Here is a 17,171-nt window from a genome sequence, read left to right on the forward strand (position 1 = left end):
CGGGGTTGAACAGTGAAACCCCCGCGCGTGCCGGGGGGGGGGGGCCACCCGGGAGGCCCCCGGGGGGGGGGCCCCCCCCCCCCCCCCGCCGCGCCGATCCATCGCGCGATTGAAGCGGGCGACGCCGAAACCGGCATCACGCTCATGCAGATGGACGCCGGCCTCGACACCGGCGCGATGATCCGCGAGGCGCGCACGCCCATCGCTTCCGACGACACCACCGCCACGCTGCACGACCGTCTCGCGGCAATGGGCGCGGAGTTGATCGTCGGCGCATTGCGCGATCTCGAACGCGACGGTTCGCTCCCGTCGACACCGCAGCCCGAGGAAGGCACGACCTACGCCGAGAAGATTGCCAAGCACGAAGCGGCGCTCGACTGGCGGCGGCCGGCGGAGGAACTCGCGCGGCAAGTGCGGGCGTTCGATCCGTTCCCCGGCGCTGTCGGAACCGTCGATGACGCGGCGATCAAGATCTGGGCGGCGCAGCCCGCGAGTGGCGTCGCGGGGGAACCTGGCGTGATCGCGGACGTGTCGGCGGACGGCATCGTGGTGACGTGCGGCAGCGGCGCGCTCAAGCTCACGCAACTGCAAAAGCCCGGCGGCAAGCGTCTGCCGGTGCGCGAATTCCTCGCGGGCGCGTCGTTGTCGAAAGGTCAGCGCTTCGCCGTTCAGGGTGACGAGCGCGGCCTAGAATAAAAAGCATCGCCCATAAAGCCGTCTGGAGGCTTCACATGCTCGGCATCACCGGATTCGCGTTCTTCCTCGTCGCCGTCTTTCTGCTCAACGTCACGCCGGGGCCGGATACCGCGTACATCGTCGGGCGCAGCGTCGCGCAGGGGCGGGGCGCGGGCATCGTCTCGGCGCTCGGCATTTCGGCGGGCTGCGTGGTGCATACGCTCGCGTGCGCGTTCGGCCTGACCGCGATTCTCGCGGCATCCGCCACGGCGTTCACCGTGGTCAAGATCGCGGGCGCGATTTATCTGATCTATCTCGGCGTGCGGCTCATCTTCACGAAAGACGCGCCGCCGAGCGACGCCCAGGCCAGCGCCAGATCTGCGCCGAAGTCGCTTCGGCAGCTTTTCACGCAGGGTTTCGTCACGAACGTGCTGAACCCGAAAGTGGTGCTGTTCTTTGTCTCGTTCTTCCCGCAATTCGTCGCAGCCGACAGCCAGCACAAAATACTCGCGTTTCTCACGCTCGGCCTCGTTTTCATCGCGATGAGCACGGTCTGGAACAGCTTCGTCGCGTGGATCGCGGGCAGCGTCACCGAGCGCTTTTCCGGCAAACCGGGCGTCAAGCGGTGGCTGGATCGCGGTGTCGGCGGCGCGTTCGTCGGGCTCGGCATCAAACTGGCGACTTCGCACGGATAGTTGAATTATTCGCGGATGCCCTTATCTAACATTCTGCTTACAATGGCCGTCCTGACCACGTAGGGCAGGATTACCGCGCAGGTTGCGCAACGTATTAGGGAGAGGAGCTCCGCATATGTTCAACTGGGTCAAAACCGCGATGCTGATGGCAGCGATCACGGCCCTCTTCGTCGTGATCGGCGGCATGATCGGCGGGTCGAAGGGCATGATGCTCGCGCTGATCGTCGCGCTCGGCATGAATTTCTTCTCGTACTGGTTCTCGGACAAGATGGTTCTGCGCATGTACAACGCGCAGGAAGTCGACGAAACCACCGCGCCGCAGTTCTATCGCATGGTGCGCGAACTCGCCACGCGCGCTCAATTGCCGATGCCGCGCGTCTATCTCATCAACGAAGACGCGCCGAACGCGTTCGCCACGGGCCGCAATCCGGAGCACGCGGCGGTCGCGGCGACCACGGGCATTCTGCGCGTGCTGTCCGAGCGCGAAATGCGCGGCGTGATGGCGCACGAACTGGCGCACGTGAAGCATCGCGACATTCTCATTTCGACCATTTCCGCGACGATGGCCGGCGCGATCTCCGCGCTCGCGAACTTTGCGATGTTCTTCGGCGGACGCGATGAAGAAGGCCGCCCGGCGAATCCGATCGCGAGCATCGCGGTGGCGATTCTCGCGCCGATCGCGGGCGCGATGATCCAGATGGCGATCTCCCGCGCGCGCGAATTCGAAGCCGATCGCGGCGGCGCGCAGATTTCGGGCGACCCGCAAGCGCTCGCGAGCGCGCTGGAGAAGATCCACGCGTACGCATCGGGCGTGCCGTTCCCGGCGGCGGAAGCGCATCCGGCGACCGCGCAGATGATGATCATGAATCCGCTGTCGGGCGGGAGCATCGCGAACTGGTTCTCGACGCACCCGGCGACGGAAGAGCGCGTCGCGCGTTTGATGGAGATGGCGCGCACCGGGCGGATGTAAGCGCTCCGCGTTCCGCGAGAAGCCGCCCCGAGCAATCGGGGCGGCTTTTTTCGTTTGCACCCGATGAAGTCGCGGCGCGCGCCGCCTCAAGGCAGGCGCCGTTTCGTCGCACGTTACAATCCTCGTTTGTGCAAGCCAAACGCTTGCCGCCGACCGATCCCATCCAAATGAACGACAAGCCTTCACGCCGGCACGCGGCCGCGCATCAGCCGTCGCGCGCGCCGTCCCGCATGAGCGCGCTCCATCTCGCGCCGGATTCGCTCGCGTTCGCGCTCGATGGCGCCGCGCAAGCCGTCGGCGGCGTGCGCGCGGGCTCGGCGTTGCCCGCCGCGATCCAGACGGTCGTGGCCTCGGGCAAGCACGCGTTGGCGCGCGGCGCGATTCAGGACATCGCGTATCGCGCGATGCGCCGGCTCGGCATCGCCGATGCGCTCTTGCACAAGCTCGTGCGAAAGGCGCCGCCGCCGCACGTGGCGAACGTGCTCGCGTGCGCGTTCGCGCTCCTCACCGACGACGAAGCGCACGCCGCCTATGCGCCGTTCACCGTCGTCGATCAGGCCGTGAACGCGATCGCCGCGAGGCGCGAATTCGGCTTCGCGAAGGGACTCGTGAACGCGGTGCTGCGCAATTTCCTGCGCGAACGCGACGCGCTCGTCGCGGAAGCCGCGGCAAGTCCCGTCGCGCGATGGAACTATCCGCAATGGTGGATCGACGCGGTCCAGCGCGCGCAGCCGCAAGCCTGGGAGCGCATTCTGGACGCGGGCAACGCGCAAGGCCCGCTCACGCTGCGTGTGAACGCGCGCCATACGAACGTCGCGGCTTACGTGAATCGCCTGAAGGCCGAACATATCGAAGCCGATGCCGCCGGCCTGCACGCAGTGCGTCTCAAAACGCCGATGCCCGTCGACCGCATTCCCGGCTTCGCGGAAGGCGAAGTCTCGGTGCAGGACGCGGGCGCGCAACTCGCGGCGCAATGGCTCGACGCGCGCGACGGCATGCGCGTGCTCGACGCGTGCGCCGCGCCCGGCGGCAAGACGGGGCACATTCTCGAACTCGCGGACGTGCATCTCGTCGCGCTCGAAAGCGATGCCGACCGCGCGGGCCGCATCGGGCAGAATCTGGAGCGCCTGAAACTTGCAGCGGACGTGCGCGTCGGCGATGCCGGCGATCCGTCGCTCTGGTTCGACGGCGCGCCCTTCGACCGCATTCTCGCGGACGTGCCGTGCTCGGCGTCGGGCATCGTGCGGCGTCATCCGGACATTCGCTGGCTGCGCCGGTCATCGGATATCGCGGCGCTCGTCGTCGAACAAAGACGCATTCTCGCGGCGCTGTGGCCGCTCGTCGCGAAGGGCGGCGAATTGCTCTACGTGACGTGCTCGATCTTTCCGGAGGAGGGCGAAGAGCAGGCCCGCTGGTTTGGAGCGGCGCATGAAGATGCGGTACGATTGGACGCGCCGGGGCAACTGCTGCCGACGGCGCCGCGCGCGAGCGCGGGTGCGGTGCAAGAGTCACCGGACGGTACAAATATCGAAGGCCACGGTCCGGGCAGTGCTGAGGGGGCGAGCCCGGCATCGAACCGGAACGCGGACTACATCGCGGACCACGACGGATTCTTCTACGCGCGCTTTCAGAAACGGTGACGATAAAACGCATTCTTCCGCTTCGGCTCGCGGCCGTCATCTGGACTGCGCTGGCGCTCTGGCTGAGTTTCGCCGCAGCACAACCCGCGCTCGCCGAGACGATCTCCGTGCAGCGCGCGTCGTTGCAGGCGGACAATAACGGCTGGAGTCTCGATGCGCACTTCGACTTCGATCTGAACAGCAGTCTCGAAGAAGCCGTGAACCGCAGCGTGCCGCTCTACTTCACCATCGACTTTGCGCTGTCGCGGCCGCGCTGGTATTGGTTCGACGAAGAGCCGGTCAACGTGTCGCAAAGCATCCGCCTTTCGTATCAGCCGCTCACGAACGAATACCGCGTATCGACGGGCGGCTTGCAGTTGCGCTTTGCATCGCTGAACGAAGCACTTTCCGTCATCAAGCACGTGGCATCGTGGCATGTCATCGACCGGAATCAGGTGCATGGCGGAGAAACGTACAACGCATCGGTGCGCATGCAGCTCGATATCGCGCTGATGCCCAAGCCGTTCCAGATCGACGCGGTCAACAACCGCGACTGGAACCTTTCATCGGACTGGAAGCGGTTCACTTTTACGGCGGCGGAACGTGCGAAATAGATTTCGACGCGGCCGCACGGACATGAAGAGTTTTGTCGTTCGGCTGCTGGTTACGACGGTTGCCATCACGGCGGCGGTGCTGCTCGTGATGCTCGCGCTCGCGAGCGCGAATACCGAGTTCTTCGACCGCTACTACGGCTGGCTGTATGCCGCGAACGTGGCGGTGGCGATCGTCTTCATGCTGATCGTGATCAGCCTCACGCTCATCATCGTGTCGCGCGTGAGGCAGGGGCGCTTCGGCACGCGGCTATTGGCCAAGCTCGCGCTCATCTTCGCGCTCGTCGGCGTGCTGCCGGGCGCGATCATCTACGTGGTGTCGTATCAGTTCGTGTCGCGCAGCATCGAATCCTGGTTCGATGTGAACGTCGAGACCGCGCTCACGTCGGGCCTGACGCTCGGGCGCGGCATGCTCGAAACGTCGCTGGCCGACTTCAAGAATCGCGGCCGTCAAATGAGCGACCAGCTCGCGAGCGCCGATCCGTCGAGCCTCACGTTGACGCTCCTGCGTCTGCGGGATCAATACGGCGTGCAGGATGCCGTCGTGTTCGAGCGTCCGCGCGATCAGTACAACCGCGAGGACCTGAACGCGGGCGGCGGCTCGCTGCGCGTGCCGGGCTTGCGGACCGTCGCGCAGGCATCGGGCAACATCTACGCGCTGCTGCCCACCAACGAGCCTTCGAGCGCGATGCTGAAGGCTGCGCAGGATCGTCCGTTCGGCGCGATAGAAGGCGAGATAGACGGCGATCCGGCATCGAAAGGGCCGAAGGGCGCGCTGCGGCTTCGCGTCATCACGAAAATTCCCGACCCGACCACGACCACCGAATTCCAGCACGTCGACCGCTTCTTGCAGATCGAACAGCCCGTGAGCCAGGAACTCGCGCGCAACGCGGACGCCGTGCAGCGCGCGTATCGCGAGTACCAGGAAAAGCGGCTCGGGCGCACGGGCTTGCGCAAGATGTACATCGGCACGCTGACGCTCGCGCTCTTTCTCGCGACGTTCATCGCGATGATGCTCGCGCTCGCGCTCGGCAATCAGCTTGCGCGGCCGCTCTTTCTGCTCGCGCAGGGCACGAAGGAAGTGGCCGAAGGCGACTACACGCCCAAGCGCGAGATCAATTCGCGCGACGAACTCGGCTTTCTCACGCAGTCTTTCAACGCGATGACGCGCCAGCTATCGGAGGCGCGCGCGGCGGTGGAGAACAACCGCATCGCGCTGGAGCATTCGAAGGCGTATCTCGAAAGCATCCTCGCGAATCTGACGGCGGGCGTGTTCGTGTTCGATCGCCAATTCCGGCTGACGACGGCGAATCGCGGCGCGGCGCGCATCTTCCGCCAGCCGTTCGACGCGCTCGTCAATCAGCCGCTGGACAGCATCGACGTGCTCGCGGAGTTCGGCGCGATGGTCAAGAAAGCGTTCGCCGAGCGTGACGCGGCGGCGGTCGGCAGCGGCCATCCGGCGGGCGATCGCGGGCACTGGCAGCAACAGGTCGCGGTCACGGTGCCGGGCGAAAACGACCCGCTGACCTTGCTCGTGCGCGGCACGCAATTGCTGACCGGCGTCGAAAGCGATACTGAAGACACCGAAACGACCGGCTATGTCGTCGTGTTCGACGATATCTCCGACGTGATCTCCGCGCAGCGTTCGGTCGCGTGGGGCGAGGTGGCGCGGCGTCTCGCGCACGAGATCAAGAATCCGCTCACGCCCATTCAGCTTTCCGCCGAGCGCCTGCAAATGAAGCTCGCGGACAAGCTCGCGCCGCAGGACGCCGACGTGCTCAAGCGCGCATCGACGACCATCGTGAATCAGGTGCAGGCAATGAAGCGCATGGTCGACGATTTCCGCGAATACGCGCGCACGCCGCCCGCGGTGCTCGCGAATCTTCAGTTGAACGATCTCGTCGGCGAAGTGCTGACGCTGTACGGCATCGAAGAGGGCAAAAGTCCGATCAAGGTGGATCTCGCGAAGCTGCCCGTCATTCGCGGCGACGCGACGCAGATCCGCCAAGTCATCCACAACCTGCTGCAAAACGCGCAGGATGCCGTCGCCGAAGTGGCCGAGCCGCGCGTCCTGCTCGAAACGAGGACAGTAGAATATGGCGAGCCGGATGCGTCGGGGCACGCGCGCGTCGCGGTGCGGCTCACGGTTTCCGATAACGGCGCGGGCTTTCCGGCGCGCATTCTGTCGCGCGCCTTCGAGCCTTACGTGACCACGAAGGCGAAAGGCACGGGTCTGGGACTTGCAACGGTGAAGAAGATCGTCGACGAGCACGGTGCGCGCATCGACATTCGCAACCGTTCCAGAACGGCGGACGTCGTGGAAGGCGCGCAAATCTCGATTCTGTTTCTTCAACTCGCGGAAGACGCCGCCGATGGCGCGACGCCGTCAGCCGCGCCGGCCGCGAAACACGGAACGACAAAAGCAACAGTGCAGACAAGGGCAGCTTAAATGGCAACCATCCTGGTGGTAGACGATGAAATGGGGATCCGGGAACTGCTCTCCGAGATCCTGAGCGACGAGGGACACGTGGTGGACGTGGCGGAGAACGCGCAGCACGCGCGCGATTACCGCTTGCAGCAGACGCCCGATCTCGTCCTGCTCGACATCTGGATGCCGGACACCGATGGCGTCACGCTTCTGAAGGAGTGGGCCGCGCAGGGCAAGCTCACGATGCCGGTGATCATGATGTCGGGTCACGCGACCATCGACACGGCGGTCGAGGCGACGAAGATCGGCGCACTCAACTTCCTCGAAAAGCCGATCGCGCTGCAGAAGCTGCTGAAGGCGGTCGAGCAGGGGCTCGCGCACGGCACGGCGGCGCCCGCTGTCGTCGCGGCGACGAAGCCTTCGGGGAACGCGGGCGCATCGGGCGTGCCGGTCGCGGCTGCGCTGCCGACGGCTTCCGCGCTCAACGCATCGTCCGGCGATGCGGGCGCGGGCGGCGCGGCGGCGGGCCAGGCGGCGCAGACGGCATCGATTTCGTTCGACATTCCGCTGCGCGATGCCCGCGATGCGTTCGAGCGCGCGTACTTCGAATATCACCTCGCGCGCGAGAACGGCAGCATGACGCGCGTCGCGGAGAAGACGGGGCTGGAGCGCACGCATTTGTATCGCAAGCTCAAGCAGCTGGGCGTCGATCTCGGAAAGAACAAGAACGAGGTTTGAGCCGCGACCGCAGTGCATCGGCGACGAAAGCGATAAAAATCCGCAAAAAGGCTTGAGCGCCGCACATGGCTCTGCTATAGTTTCACCTCTTCGTTGGCCCGGTAGCTCAGTTGGTAGAGCAGCGGATTGAAAATCCGCGTGTCGATGGTTCGATTCCGTCCCAGGCCACCAGAATGCAGAAAGCCCGAGAGTTCATCGCTCTCGGGCTTTTTCATTTCGGGCGCTGCAAATGCGTTGCGCCGGGAGCGTGGCGTACACCGTCTGCTGACCGGGCATTCAACGCCCGCCGGCAGCTCGGCGAACAACGCCCCGACATGCTAAAATTCGCGCCGAATTAAGGACTTGCCTCGTCCTCGGACCGCAAGTCCTTTTCTTTTCGATGCTCCGAATCGCGCCCGAACGTCGCTCGAACCGATCGGCGAACGGTCCGCCGGTCCGCTATCGGAGACATACGGGGCGCGCGCGTCCGAGGAAAGTCCGCCGGCCTATACTGGATCGCACATCGCCGCGCCGGTCGTTCCGACCGTTCGCGCGGCGCGCGACCCTCTCATATACGGAGTTTTCACGGTGACTCGGATAGACGCGAAGGACAGCGCCCTCGTGCTGTTTTCCGGCGGCCAGGACTCGGCCACGTGCCTCGCATGGGCGCTCGAACGCTACAAGACGGTCGAGACGCTGGGCTTCGACTACGGCCAGCGACATCGCGTCGAACTGGAATGCCGCAGCGGTTTCCGCTCGGAAGTCGCGAGCAAGTTTCCGCAGTGGGCAGGCCGCCTCGGCGACGATCACATGATCGACCTGTCCGTGCTCGGCGCGATCAGCGATACCGCGATGACCCGCGAGATCGAAATCGAGGCGACGGCGAACGGCTTGCCGAACACGTTCGTGCCGGGCCGCAATCTGCTGTTCATGACGATCGCGGCGGCGGTCGCATATCGGCGCGGGCTGAAGGTGCTCGTCGGCGGCATGTGCGAAACGGATTTCTCCGGGTATCCCGATTGCCGCGACGACACCATGAAGGCGCTGCAAGTCGCGCTGAATCTCGGCATGGAAACGCGCTATGCGCTCGAAACGCCGCTCATGTGGCTCGACAAGGCCGACACGTGGCGTCTCGCGGAAACGCTGGGCGGCGAGACGCTCGTCGAACTGATTCGCGTCGAAACGCATACGTGCTATGTCGGCGAGCGTTCCGAACTGCACGAATGGGGCTACGGCTGCGGCCAGTGCCCGGCATGCAAACTGCGCAAGCGTGGATACGAGGCGTATCGCGCGGGCGAGCAAGTCACCACCGAACCGGTCTGAACCGGCATCAACACAAAGTCACAGAGCAGTCATGACGTACGCGGTAAAGGAAATCTTCTACACGTTGCAGGGCGAGGGCGCGAACGCCGGGCGCCCGGCCGTGTTCTGCCGCTTCGCCGGCTGCAACCTCTGGTCGGGACGCGAGGAAGACCGCGCGGACGCGGTGTGCCGCTTCTGCGACACGGATTTCGTCGGCACTGACGGCGAGAACGGCGGCAAGTACAGAACGCCTGCGGAACTCGTTGCGAAGATCGCATCGCTGTGGCCGGAAGGCGCGGCGCACAAGTTCGTCGTCTGCACGGGCGGCGAGCCGATGCTCCAGATCGATCAGCCTTTCGTCGACGCGCTGCATGAAGCGGGCTTCGAAATGGCGATCGAAACGAACGGTTCGATGCCGGTGCTCGATAGCATCGACTGGATCTGCGTGAGCCCGAAGGCGGACGCGCCGCTCGTGGTCACGAAGGGCAACGAACTGAAAGTGGTCGTGCCGCAGGACAACCAGCGCCTCGCCGAGTACGAAAAGCTCGACTTCGAGTATTTTCTCGTGCAGCCGATGGACGGCCCGTCGCGCGACATCAACACGAAGCTCGCGATCGACTGGTGCAAGCGGCATCCGAAGTGGCGCCTGTCGATGCAGACGCACAAATATCTGAATATCCCCTGAAAGACGATCGAGCCGACGTGCAGACGATTACCCGAAAACTCGAATTCGATGCGGGCCACCGCATCCCCGATCACCGCAGCCAGTGCCGTAACCTGCATGGGCATCGTTACGTGCTCGAGATCACGCTGCAAGGCGACCTCGTCGATACCGAAGGCGCGCCGGATCGCGGCATGGTCATGGACTTCGCCGACGTGAAGTCGCTGGCGATGGAGCATCTCGTCAATAAGTGGGATCACGCGTTCATCGTCTATGAAGGCGATGCCAAAGTGCGCGAATTCCTCGCGTCGCTCGCGGATCACAAGACCGTGGTCTTCGACCGCATTCCGACCGTCGAAAACATGGCGGCGGTCGCGTTCCGCATTCTCGCCGACGTCTACGACGCGCATTACGGCGTGAATCTCAAGCTCAAGCGCCTGCGTCTCTACGAAACGCCGAACTGCTGGGCCGACGTCGAGCGCGAGTAAGCACGCGAACACGGTATGATCGCCCGGTGAGTCGCCGATCCGGGCGGCCGCATCCTCTTGCATGAGACCAACTTCGGTCGACAAGAAACGGAGCGCGAGCATGCCGTCATCCTTCCCGTCGTTCCTCGCATCGCGCGCACGCTCTTTTCGGGGAGCCGCGCGATGAGCACCTTCACCAATACCCTCAAGCAGCGCTTTCGCGAACCCGGTCCGCTCTTCGGACTGTGGCTTTCGCTATGCAGCGCCGATGCCGCCGAAGCGCTCGCGCACGCGGGCTTCGACTGGCTGTGCATCGACATGGAGCACTCGCCGAACGATAGCCGCGATGTCGTCGAGCAGCTTCGCGCGATCGCGGCGGCGCATCTGCCGACCGAGCCGATCGTGCGCGTGCCGTTCGCCGAAGGCTGGCTCGTCAAGCGCGCGCTCGATGCAGGCGCGCGCACGCTGATGTTTCCGAACGTGCAATCGGCGGAAGACGCCGCGCGCGTCGTGCGGCTCACGCAGTATCCGACCGAGGCGCAACTCGACGGCCTGCGCGGCGTCGCGGGCGCGGTGCGCGCGGCGGCATACGGCATGCGGCGCGACTACGTGTCGGGCGCGAATGCGCAAGTCGCGACGATCGTGCAGATCGAATCGGTCGCCGCGCTCGAAGCCGTCGATGAAATCGCCGCGACGCCCGGCGTCGATTGCCTGTTCATCGGCCCGGCGGACTTGGCCGCGAGTCTCGGCCATCTCGGCGACGCGAAGCATCCCGACGTCAACGCGGCCATACAGAAAATCGCGGATGCGGCCGAACGCGCGGGCATCGCGAGCGGCATTTTCGCGCTCGATGTCGCCGGCGCGCGGCAATACGCGCAGGCGGGCATCAAGCTCGTGTCGATCGCGGCAGATGTGATGTGGCTGCTGAAGTCGACGCGGCAGGCGTTGCAGGAGGCGAGAGCATGAAAAGCGCATGGCGTGGCGGCGCGGTGGCGGTATCGGCCGCGCTGTGTTTCCTGGGCGGCGGCGCGCACGCAGAGGGCGCGCTCAAGGCCACGGATCTGGCGACGCAAAACGCCGTCGCCGATTACAACGCGGGCAACTTCGTCGCGGCGCGCTCGGAGTTTCGTCGCGCGGCGGAAAAGGGCAGCCGGCTCGCCGAGTTCAATTACGCGATGATGCTGCTCAACGGCGAAGGCGGCGCCTCGGACGTCGACGAAGGCAAGAAGTGGCTGCGCCGCGCCGCCGACGCGAACATGACGCACGCGCAGTACGTCTACGGCAAGATGTACGACGACGGCCAGTTCGTGGAGAAAGATCCGGCGGAAGCGCATCGCTGGTTCCTGCGCGCGGCCAGTCAAGGGCACGTGCAGGCGGAACTGGCGCTCGCGAATCAGTTTCTCGATGGCCGAGGCACCGCGCGCGACAACACGCAGGCGTTCGCCTGGTACAAGAAAGCCGCGCAGGGCGGCGACATGACCGCGCAATACGTCGCGGGATCGTTTTACGAGCGCGGCGGCGATGGCGTCGAACGCAATCTCAACGTGGCGCGCGCGTATTACGCAGCCGCCGCCGCTCAGGGCGATCCGGCCGCGAAGCTGAAATACCAGCAATTGAGCGCGGAACTGGAGCGGCAAAAGCCTCAGTAAGCGGCATCGAAATAAAAAAACCGCGGTCGAGGCCGCGGTTCTTTCTTGGTGGCTGCGAGAAACGTCAACTCTGCATCAGACGCTTCTGCCGCGCGACGCTCATGATGAGGCCGACCGCGACGCCGAGCGTCGTGAGCGCGGTTCCGCCATAGCTCATGAACGGTAGCGGCACGCCGACGACCGGCAAAATCCCGCTCACCATGCCGATGTTCACGAACGCGTAGGTGAAGAACGCGAGCGTGAGCGATCCGGCCAGCAATCGCCCGAAGAAGGTTGCGCCGTTCGCCGCGATATACAGCCCGCGCGCGATCAGCGCCATGTAGAGGAAGAGCAGCACGAGCCCGCCCGCGAGCCCGAATTCCTCGGAGAACACGGCGAAGATGAAGTCCGTGTGCTTCTCCGGGATGAATTCGAGGTGCGCCTGGGTGCCCTTGAGCCAGCCCTTCCCGAGCGTGCCGCCGGAGCCGATCGCGATCACCGCCTGAATGGTGTGGAAGCCTTTGCCGAGGGGATCGGACGTCGGGTCGAGCAGCGTGCAGATGCGATGCTTTTGATAATCGTGCATCAGCGGCCAGTTCACTTCCGGCTGGCAGATGCGGTCCTGGAACACGGCGACGCTCGCCACCACGATCACCGCCGCCGCGAGCACCGGCACGATCAGCTTGAAACTCAGGCCCGCGAAATAAATGACGAACACGCCCGCCGCGAACACGAGCACCGCCGTGCCCAAGTCCGGCTGCTTCGCGATCAAGGCGACGGGCAGCATCAGAATCACAAAGCCGACGACGTAATCCCACCAGCGAATGTTGCCCTCGCGCCGCTGGTAGTACCACGCGAGCATCAGCGGCATGGCGATCTTCATGATCTCCGAAGGCTGAATCACCACGCCGACGTTCAGCCAGCGTTTCGCGCCCTTGCGCGTCAGCCCGAACGCGGCGACCGCCACGAGCAGCGCGACGCCCACGGTGTAGAGCGGCACGGCGAAGCGCATCAGCGTCTGCGGCGGAATGTTCGCGAGCACCCACATCAGGCCGAACGTCAGCATGATGTTGCGCAACTGGTCCTCCACGCGGCCCGGCATGTCGAGACTCGCGCTATACAGCGTGACGATACCCACGCACAGCAGCAGAAAAACGATCAGCGCGAGCGGGCGATCGAAGCCCGCGAACATGCGCTTCGCGCGCTCGATCCAGGCGTGCTTGTCGAATTGCATATGCAGTTGCATGCCGATTTCCTTATTCGTCGATGCCGCCGGTCGGCACGAAAGTGCGCACGCCGTCGTTGCCGGGGCCGCGCGCCATCGTGGGCGAAGGCTCGGCCGGCGCGTTCTTCTGTCCGCGCTTGCGGGCGGGCGCGGGCGTCGCCGACGAAGCAGGCAGCGCAGCCGACGGCGCCGACGCCGCTTTCGCCTTCGCTCCCGCCGATCCCGCCGATCCCGCCGCCGATGCCGGAACGGGCGGCGCGGAAGCCGCCTTCGCGACCGCCGGATTCGACGCCGCCGAAGGCGAGAACGCCGCCGACTGATTCGCAACCGATGCCGGCAGCGCTGCCGCCGCCGGCGATTGCGTGCCGCCGATCACGGGCAGCCCGGCATCTTCGGTGGCGGACGCGGCGGCGGCGACGGCGGCCGCTTCGGCGCCCGGCTTCATGCGATCCACGAGGTAGTAATCGAGCACTTTGCGCGCGATCGGACCGGCCGATTCCGCGCCCCAGCCGCCGTTTTCGACGATCAGCGCAAGCGCGATCTTCGGCTGCTCGGCCGGCGCGAACGCGATGAACAGCGCATGGTCGCGCAGATGCTCGGCGGTCGCGTGACCGCGATAATTCGCGCCCTGCAGCGAATAAACCTGCGCCGTCCCGGTCTTGCCCGCCGCCTGATATTGCGCGCCGGCAAACACCTTGGCCGCCGTGCCGTTGGTGATCACGCCTTCCATCGCGCGCTTGATGAAATCGACGTCCTGCTGGCGCACGGGAATCTTGTCGCTCGGATCGCGCACCACGGTGCGTTCGGCCTTGGTGATCGGATTTTCGATATCGCGCACGAGGTGCGGCTTCATCACGACGCCGTTATTCGCGAGCGTCGCCGTGGCGTGCGCGAGTTGCAGAATGGTGAACGAGTTGTAGCCCTGACCGATGCCCAGACTGATGGTTTCGCCTTCGTACCAGCGCTGTTGTTCAGGCTTGCGATACGCCTTGCGCTTCCATTCCGTCGACGGAAGAATGCCGCGCGCCTCGCCCGCGATATCGATGCCCGTGATCTGCCCGAAGCCCCACGGCTTCATGAAGCCGGCCATCGCGTTGACGCCGAGATCGTGCGCGAGCATGTAGAAATACGTGTCGTTCGACACGACGATCGCGCGATTCATGTCCACCCAGCCCTGACCGGAACGCACGTCGTTGCGGAACGTGTGGCCGCCGAACGTGTACGAACCGGGATCCTGAAAACCCCAGCCCGGCGTGCGCTTGTGCAGCGTGAGCGCGGCGAGCGCCATGAACGGCTTGTAGGTCGAGCCCGGCGGATACGTGCCGTGCAACGGACGATTCAAGAGCGGATGATCCGGCGAATTGTTGAGCGCGTCCCACGTCTGCTGGTCGATGCCGTCGACGAAGGAATTCGGATCGAAGCTCGGCGCGGACACGAACGCGAGGACATCGCCCGTGGAAGGTTCGATGGCGACGAGCGCGCCGCGCTTGCCCGCGAACGCCTGCTCGGCCACCTGCTGCAAACCGATATCCAGCGAGAGCACGAGATTGTTGCCGGGCGTCGCCTGCGTGCGCGACATCGTGCGAACGGGCCGCCCGCCCGCCGTGACTTCGACTTCCTCGAAACCGGTCAGACCGTGCAGCTCCGTCTCATAACTCTGCTCGACGCCGATCTTGCCGACGTAATCCGTGCCCTTGTAGTTGTTTGCGTCGAGACGCGGATCGTAGTGATCGGAATTCGCGTCGTTGGCGTCGCTTGCATCGTCGATGCGTTCCTGATCCCGCTGCGAAATGCGCCCGATGTAGCCGATCACGTGCGCGGCCGTCGTGCCGAGCGGATATTGGCGGAACAGACGCGCGCGCACTTCGACGCCGGGAAAGCGGAAGCGCTGCGCGGTGAACTTGGCGACTTCTTCGTCGGTGAGGCGCGTGCGGATCGGCAAGCTCTCGAAATTCTTCGAATCTTCGAGCAGCTTCTTGAAACGCCGGCGATCGCGGGCATCGACGGGAATGACCTGCGAAATGTTGTCGATGACTTCGTCGAGCGTGCCGTTGATCTTCGACGGCGTGATTTCGAGCGTGTACGCGGAATAGTTCTTCGCGAGCACGACGCCGTTGCGGTCGGTGATGATGCCGCGGTTCGGGACGATCGGCGCAACGGAGATGCGGTTTTCGTTCGCTTGCAGCGAGTATTTGCTGAAGTGCCAGACCTGCAGATACAGAAAGCGCAGGCCGATCAGCCCGAAGCAGACGAACACGAACAGTCCCGCCGCCGCGACGCGCAAGCGGAACTTCGACAACTGTTGCTCGGTGTTCTTGATTTCGGTCATGCAGGTTTCGCGAGTTTTCGCGATCTATCGCGATTCAAGTGTAGTCCGCGCGCGGGCGCTCATACGCCCTTCGTTGCGCGCGGCGGCGCTCAGATGGGGCGCGTGTCGTCGGGATCGGCTGCGCGCCGTTGCGGCATGAGCAGCAGGAAACTCGCGACGGGCCAAAGCAGCGCTTCGACGAATCCGTTCACGAGATAGCTCCAGCCGGGAAACGCGGCGCCCGTCATCAGGCGGATCACGAACGGCACGAGATGCGCGCCGATCAAAAGCGGTGCGACGACGAACATCTGCACGGGCAGCGACATCCACAGCACCCGCCGATGAATCGTGATCGCGCCATAGGACAGCAGCGTGTACGCGAGCGCGTGTTCGCCGAGCAGGTTCGCGCTGTGGACGTCCATCAGGAGCCCGAGCAGAAACGCGATGCCCATGCCGACCTTGCGCGGCTGCTGCACGTTCCAGAACAACAGCACCAGCGCGACGAAATCCGGCACGCCGACGAGCCGGCCCCAAGGCACCAGATTCAGCAGAAACGCCGCCGCGAGGCTGAACGTGATGAAGTACGGATTGACTGGCTGAAGAATGTACTGCGGGCGGTTCATCGCGCGGCTCCCGATGATGCGGGCTTCGGCACGTGCGCTTTGCGGGTGTGTTTAGCCGCCGCCGCGCTGGATGCCGCCTTCGGCGCGGCAGGCTTCGCCGCGGGCGATGCTGCCGCCGCGCTCGCCGGAGCCGGAGCCGATGCAGCCGCCGGCGCCGATGCACCGCTCGCGCCAGCCGCAGCAGCAGCGGCCGCCTTGGGCGCCGACTTCTTCTTGCCCTTGTTTTCCTTCGCTTCCTTGGCCGCAGCGGCCGCTTCGACTTCGATCGGGTTCGGCGGCACGTTCACGTTGTAATGCAGCACGAGGAGTTGACGCGCGCCGCGCACCGCCGCGATCGGCACGCACACGACGCGCGCGAAAGCCGTGTCCGCCTGCTTGTCGACGCGCAGCACCTTCGCGACCGCGAGCCCCGGCGGATACACGCCGTCGAGCCCGCTCGTGACCAACTGATCGCCCACTTGCACGTCCGCGCTGATCGGCACGAAACGAAGATCGAGCGTGTCGCCCTTCGGCGTGCCGTAGATGACGCTGCGCAGCCCCGTTCGCGCGATCTGCACGGGAATGGCCTGATCCTTGTCGCTCAGAAGCGTGACTTCGGATTGCATCGGGAACACGCGCGTCACCTGGCCGATCACGCCTTCTTCGTCGACGACCGGCGCGCCGTCCTGGATGCCTTGCTGCGAACCCTTGCCGATCACGACCTTCTGCGTGAACGGGTCACGCGTGTCGTACTGGATTTCGGCGGGCGTGGTCTGCGTCGTCGCGCGCGACTGCAGATTCAAGAGCGCCCGCAGATGCGCGTTTTCGATAGCCAGCTGCGCGGCATCGCCCGCCTTCAGGGACAGTTCGAGATTCTTGTCCGCGAGCTTGCGGTTTTCGCTGCGCAGGCTCGCGCTGGTCACGGCCAGATCCGCCGCGCCCATGAAGATGTCGCGCGGCACGAGCGCCGCGCGCTGCAACGGATAAAGCCCCGCGCCTAAGATTCCGCGCACGATTTCGAGCGTATTGAAGCGAGCATCCGAGACGAGCAGTGCAATGGCGAGCACCACGAAAAAGATCAGGCGCGCAAGCGCGGAAGGGCCTTGCTTGAAAAGTGGCGGCGGACTGTATTCCATGGTCGGCGCCGAGGGCGTGAGCGGGGTGGATCGATGCTGCAGGCTTTGTCGCTTTTGGCGGAACCTGCCCTACGCTATTTCGACAACGGCCCGGGCTGGTGCCGGGCCGTGCGCGCGTCGCGTTACG

The 17,171-nt window shown here is 65.1% G+C and carries 15 protein-coding genes, 1 tRNA gene and 1 pseudogene; 13 read left to right on the forward strand and 4 right to left on the reverse strand.

Going from position 1 to position 17,171, the window contains the following annotated elements; translation table 11 throughout:
- Positions 1-87: 87 nt before the first annotated feature.
- The 13 genes and pseudogenes from NCR39_RS00025 to NCR39_RS00085 all read left to right on the forward strand — a co-directional run.
- Positions 88-696 (forward strand): annotated as a pseudogene (locus NCR39_RS00025) (methionyl-tRNA formyltransferase); the annotation flags it as partial.
- Positions 697-731: 35 nt separating this feature from the next.
- Positions 732-1,370, forward strand: a complete 639-nt coding sequence (locus tag NCR39_RS00030; protein WP_250449973.1) for a LysE family translocator — start codon at positions 732-734, stop codon at positions 1,368-1,370.
- A gap of 115 nt (positions 1,371-1,485) precedes the next feature.
- Positions 1,486-2,340 (forward strand): zinc metalloprotease HtpX, encoded by an 855-nt coding sequence (htpX, locus tag NCR39_RS00035; RefSeq protein ID WP_040053209.1) that lies wholly within the window; start codon positions 1,486-1,488, stop codon positions 2,338-2,340.
- Between the two features lie 167 nt (positions 2,341-2,507).
- On the forward strand, positions 2,508-3,980 hold the full coding sequence (rsmB, locus tag NCR39_RS00040; protein WP_250449975.1) for a 16S rRNA (cytosine(967)-C(5))-methyltransferase RsmB: 1,473 nt from the start codon (positions 2,508-2,510) through the stop codon (positions 3,978-3,980).
- The gene (locus tag NCR39_RS00045) at positions 3,977-4,573 is read left to right on the forward strand and encodes a DUF4390 domain-containing protein (protein ID WP_040053208.1); all 597 of its coding nucleotides are present in this window, start codon (positions 3,977-3,979) and stop codon (positions 4,571-4,573) included. Before rsmB ends, NCR39_RS00045 begins: the two co-directional genes overlap by 4 nt.
- Before the next feature lie 22 nt (positions 4,574-4,595).
- Entirely contained in the window at positions 4,596-7,019 is a 2,424-nt protein-coding gene (locus NCR39_RS00050) for a sensor histidine kinase (RefSeq protein WP_284507061.1), read from the forward strand.
- Positions 7,020-7,736 carry a response regulator transcription factor EsaR gene (gene esaR / locus NCR39_RS00055; protein WP_250449980.1) on the forward strand — a complete coding sequence of 239 codons (717 nt, stop codon included), beginning with the start codon at positions 7,020-7,022 and terminating at the stop codon, positions 7,734-7,736. It begins immediately after the preceding gene.
- A gap of 95 nt (positions 7,737-7,831) precedes the next feature.
- A tRNA-Phe gene (locus NCR39_RS00060) sits at positions 7,832-7,907 on the forward strand.
- Positions 7,908-8,303: 396 nt separating this feature from the next.
- Positions 8,304-9,038, forward strand: coding sequence for a 7-cyano-7-deazaguanine synthase QueC (queC, locus tag NCR39_RS00065; protein WP_250449982.1), 735 nt, complete (start codon positions 8,304-8,306; stop codon positions 9,036-9,038).
- A gap of 31 nt (positions 9,039-9,069) precedes the next feature.
- On the forward strand, positions 9,070-9,702 hold the full coding sequence (queE, locus tag NCR39_RS00070) for a 7-carboxy-7-deazaguanine synthase (RefSeq protein ID WP_250449984.1): 633 nt from the start codon (positions 9,070-9,072) through the stop codon (positions 9,700-9,702).
- A 17-nt stretch (positions 9,703-9,719) separates the two neighbouring features.
- Positions 9,720-10,166 (forward strand): 6-carboxytetrahydropterin synthase QueD, encoded by a 447-nt coding sequence (gene queD, locus NCR39_RS00075; RefSeq protein WP_040053203.1) that lies wholly within the window; start codon positions 9,720-9,722, stop codon positions 10,164-10,166.
- Positions 10,167-10,328: 162 nt separating this feature from the next.
- Entirely contained in the window at positions 10,329-11,111 is a 783-nt protein-coding gene (locus tag NCR39_RS00080; protein ID WP_250449986.1) for an HpcH/HpaI aldolase family protein, read from the forward strand.
- Positions 11,108-11,794 carry a tetratricopeptide repeat protein gene (locus NCR39_RS00085; RefSeq protein ID WP_250449988.1) on the forward strand — a complete coding sequence of 229 codons (687 nt, stop codon included), beginning with the start codon at positions 11,108-11,110 and terminating at the stop codon, positions 11,792-11,794. The genes NCR39_RS00080 and NCR39_RS00085 overlap by 4 nt, the downstream gene beginning before the upstream one ends.
- A 64-nt stretch (positions 11,795-11,858) precedes the next feature.
- On the opposite strand, the gene rodA is transcribed toward NCR39_RS00085, so the two are convergent.
- The 4 genes from rodA to mreC all read right to left on the reverse strand — a co-directional run bounded on the left by rodA (position 11,859) and on the right by mreC (position 17,044).
- Positions 11,859-13,007 carry a rod shape-determining protein RodA gene (rodA, locus tag NCR39_RS00090; RefSeq protein WP_040053284.1) on the reverse strand — a complete coding sequence of 383 codons (1,149 nt, stop codon included), beginning with the start codon at positions 13,005-13,007 and terminating at the stop codon, positions 11,859-11,861.
- A 22-nt stretch (positions 13,008-13,029) separates the two neighbouring features.
- Complete coding sequence (mrdA, locus tag NCR39_RS00095; protein WP_250449990.1) at positions 13,030-15,327, reverse strand: penicillin-binding protein 2; 2,298 nt, start codon at positions 15,325-15,327, stop codon at positions 13,030-13,032.
- Positions 15,328-15,416: 89 nt separating this feature from the next.
- Complete coding sequence (mreD, locus tag NCR39_RS00100) at positions 15,417-15,929, reverse strand: rod shape-determining protein MreD (RefSeq protein WP_250449992.1); 513 nt, start codon at positions 15,927-15,929, stop codon at positions 15,417-15,419.
- Positions 15,926-17,044 carry a rod shape-determining protein MreC gene (gene mreC, locus NCR39_RS00105; protein WP_250449994.1) on the reverse strand — a complete coding sequence of 373 codons (1,119 nt, stop codon included), beginning with the start codon at positions 17,042-17,044 and terminating at the stop codon, positions 15,926-15,928. Before mreC ends, mreD begins: the two co-directional genes overlap by 4 nt.
- Between the last annotated feature and the right edge of the window lie 127 nt (positions 17,045-17,171).

It is taken from the genome of Caballeronia sp. ATUFL_M2_KS44, assembly GCF_023630965.1.
In the GTDB taxonomy this organism is placed as follows: Bacteria; Pseudomonadota; Gammaproteobacteria; order Burkholderiales; family Burkholderiaceae; genus Caballeronia; species Caballeronia concitans.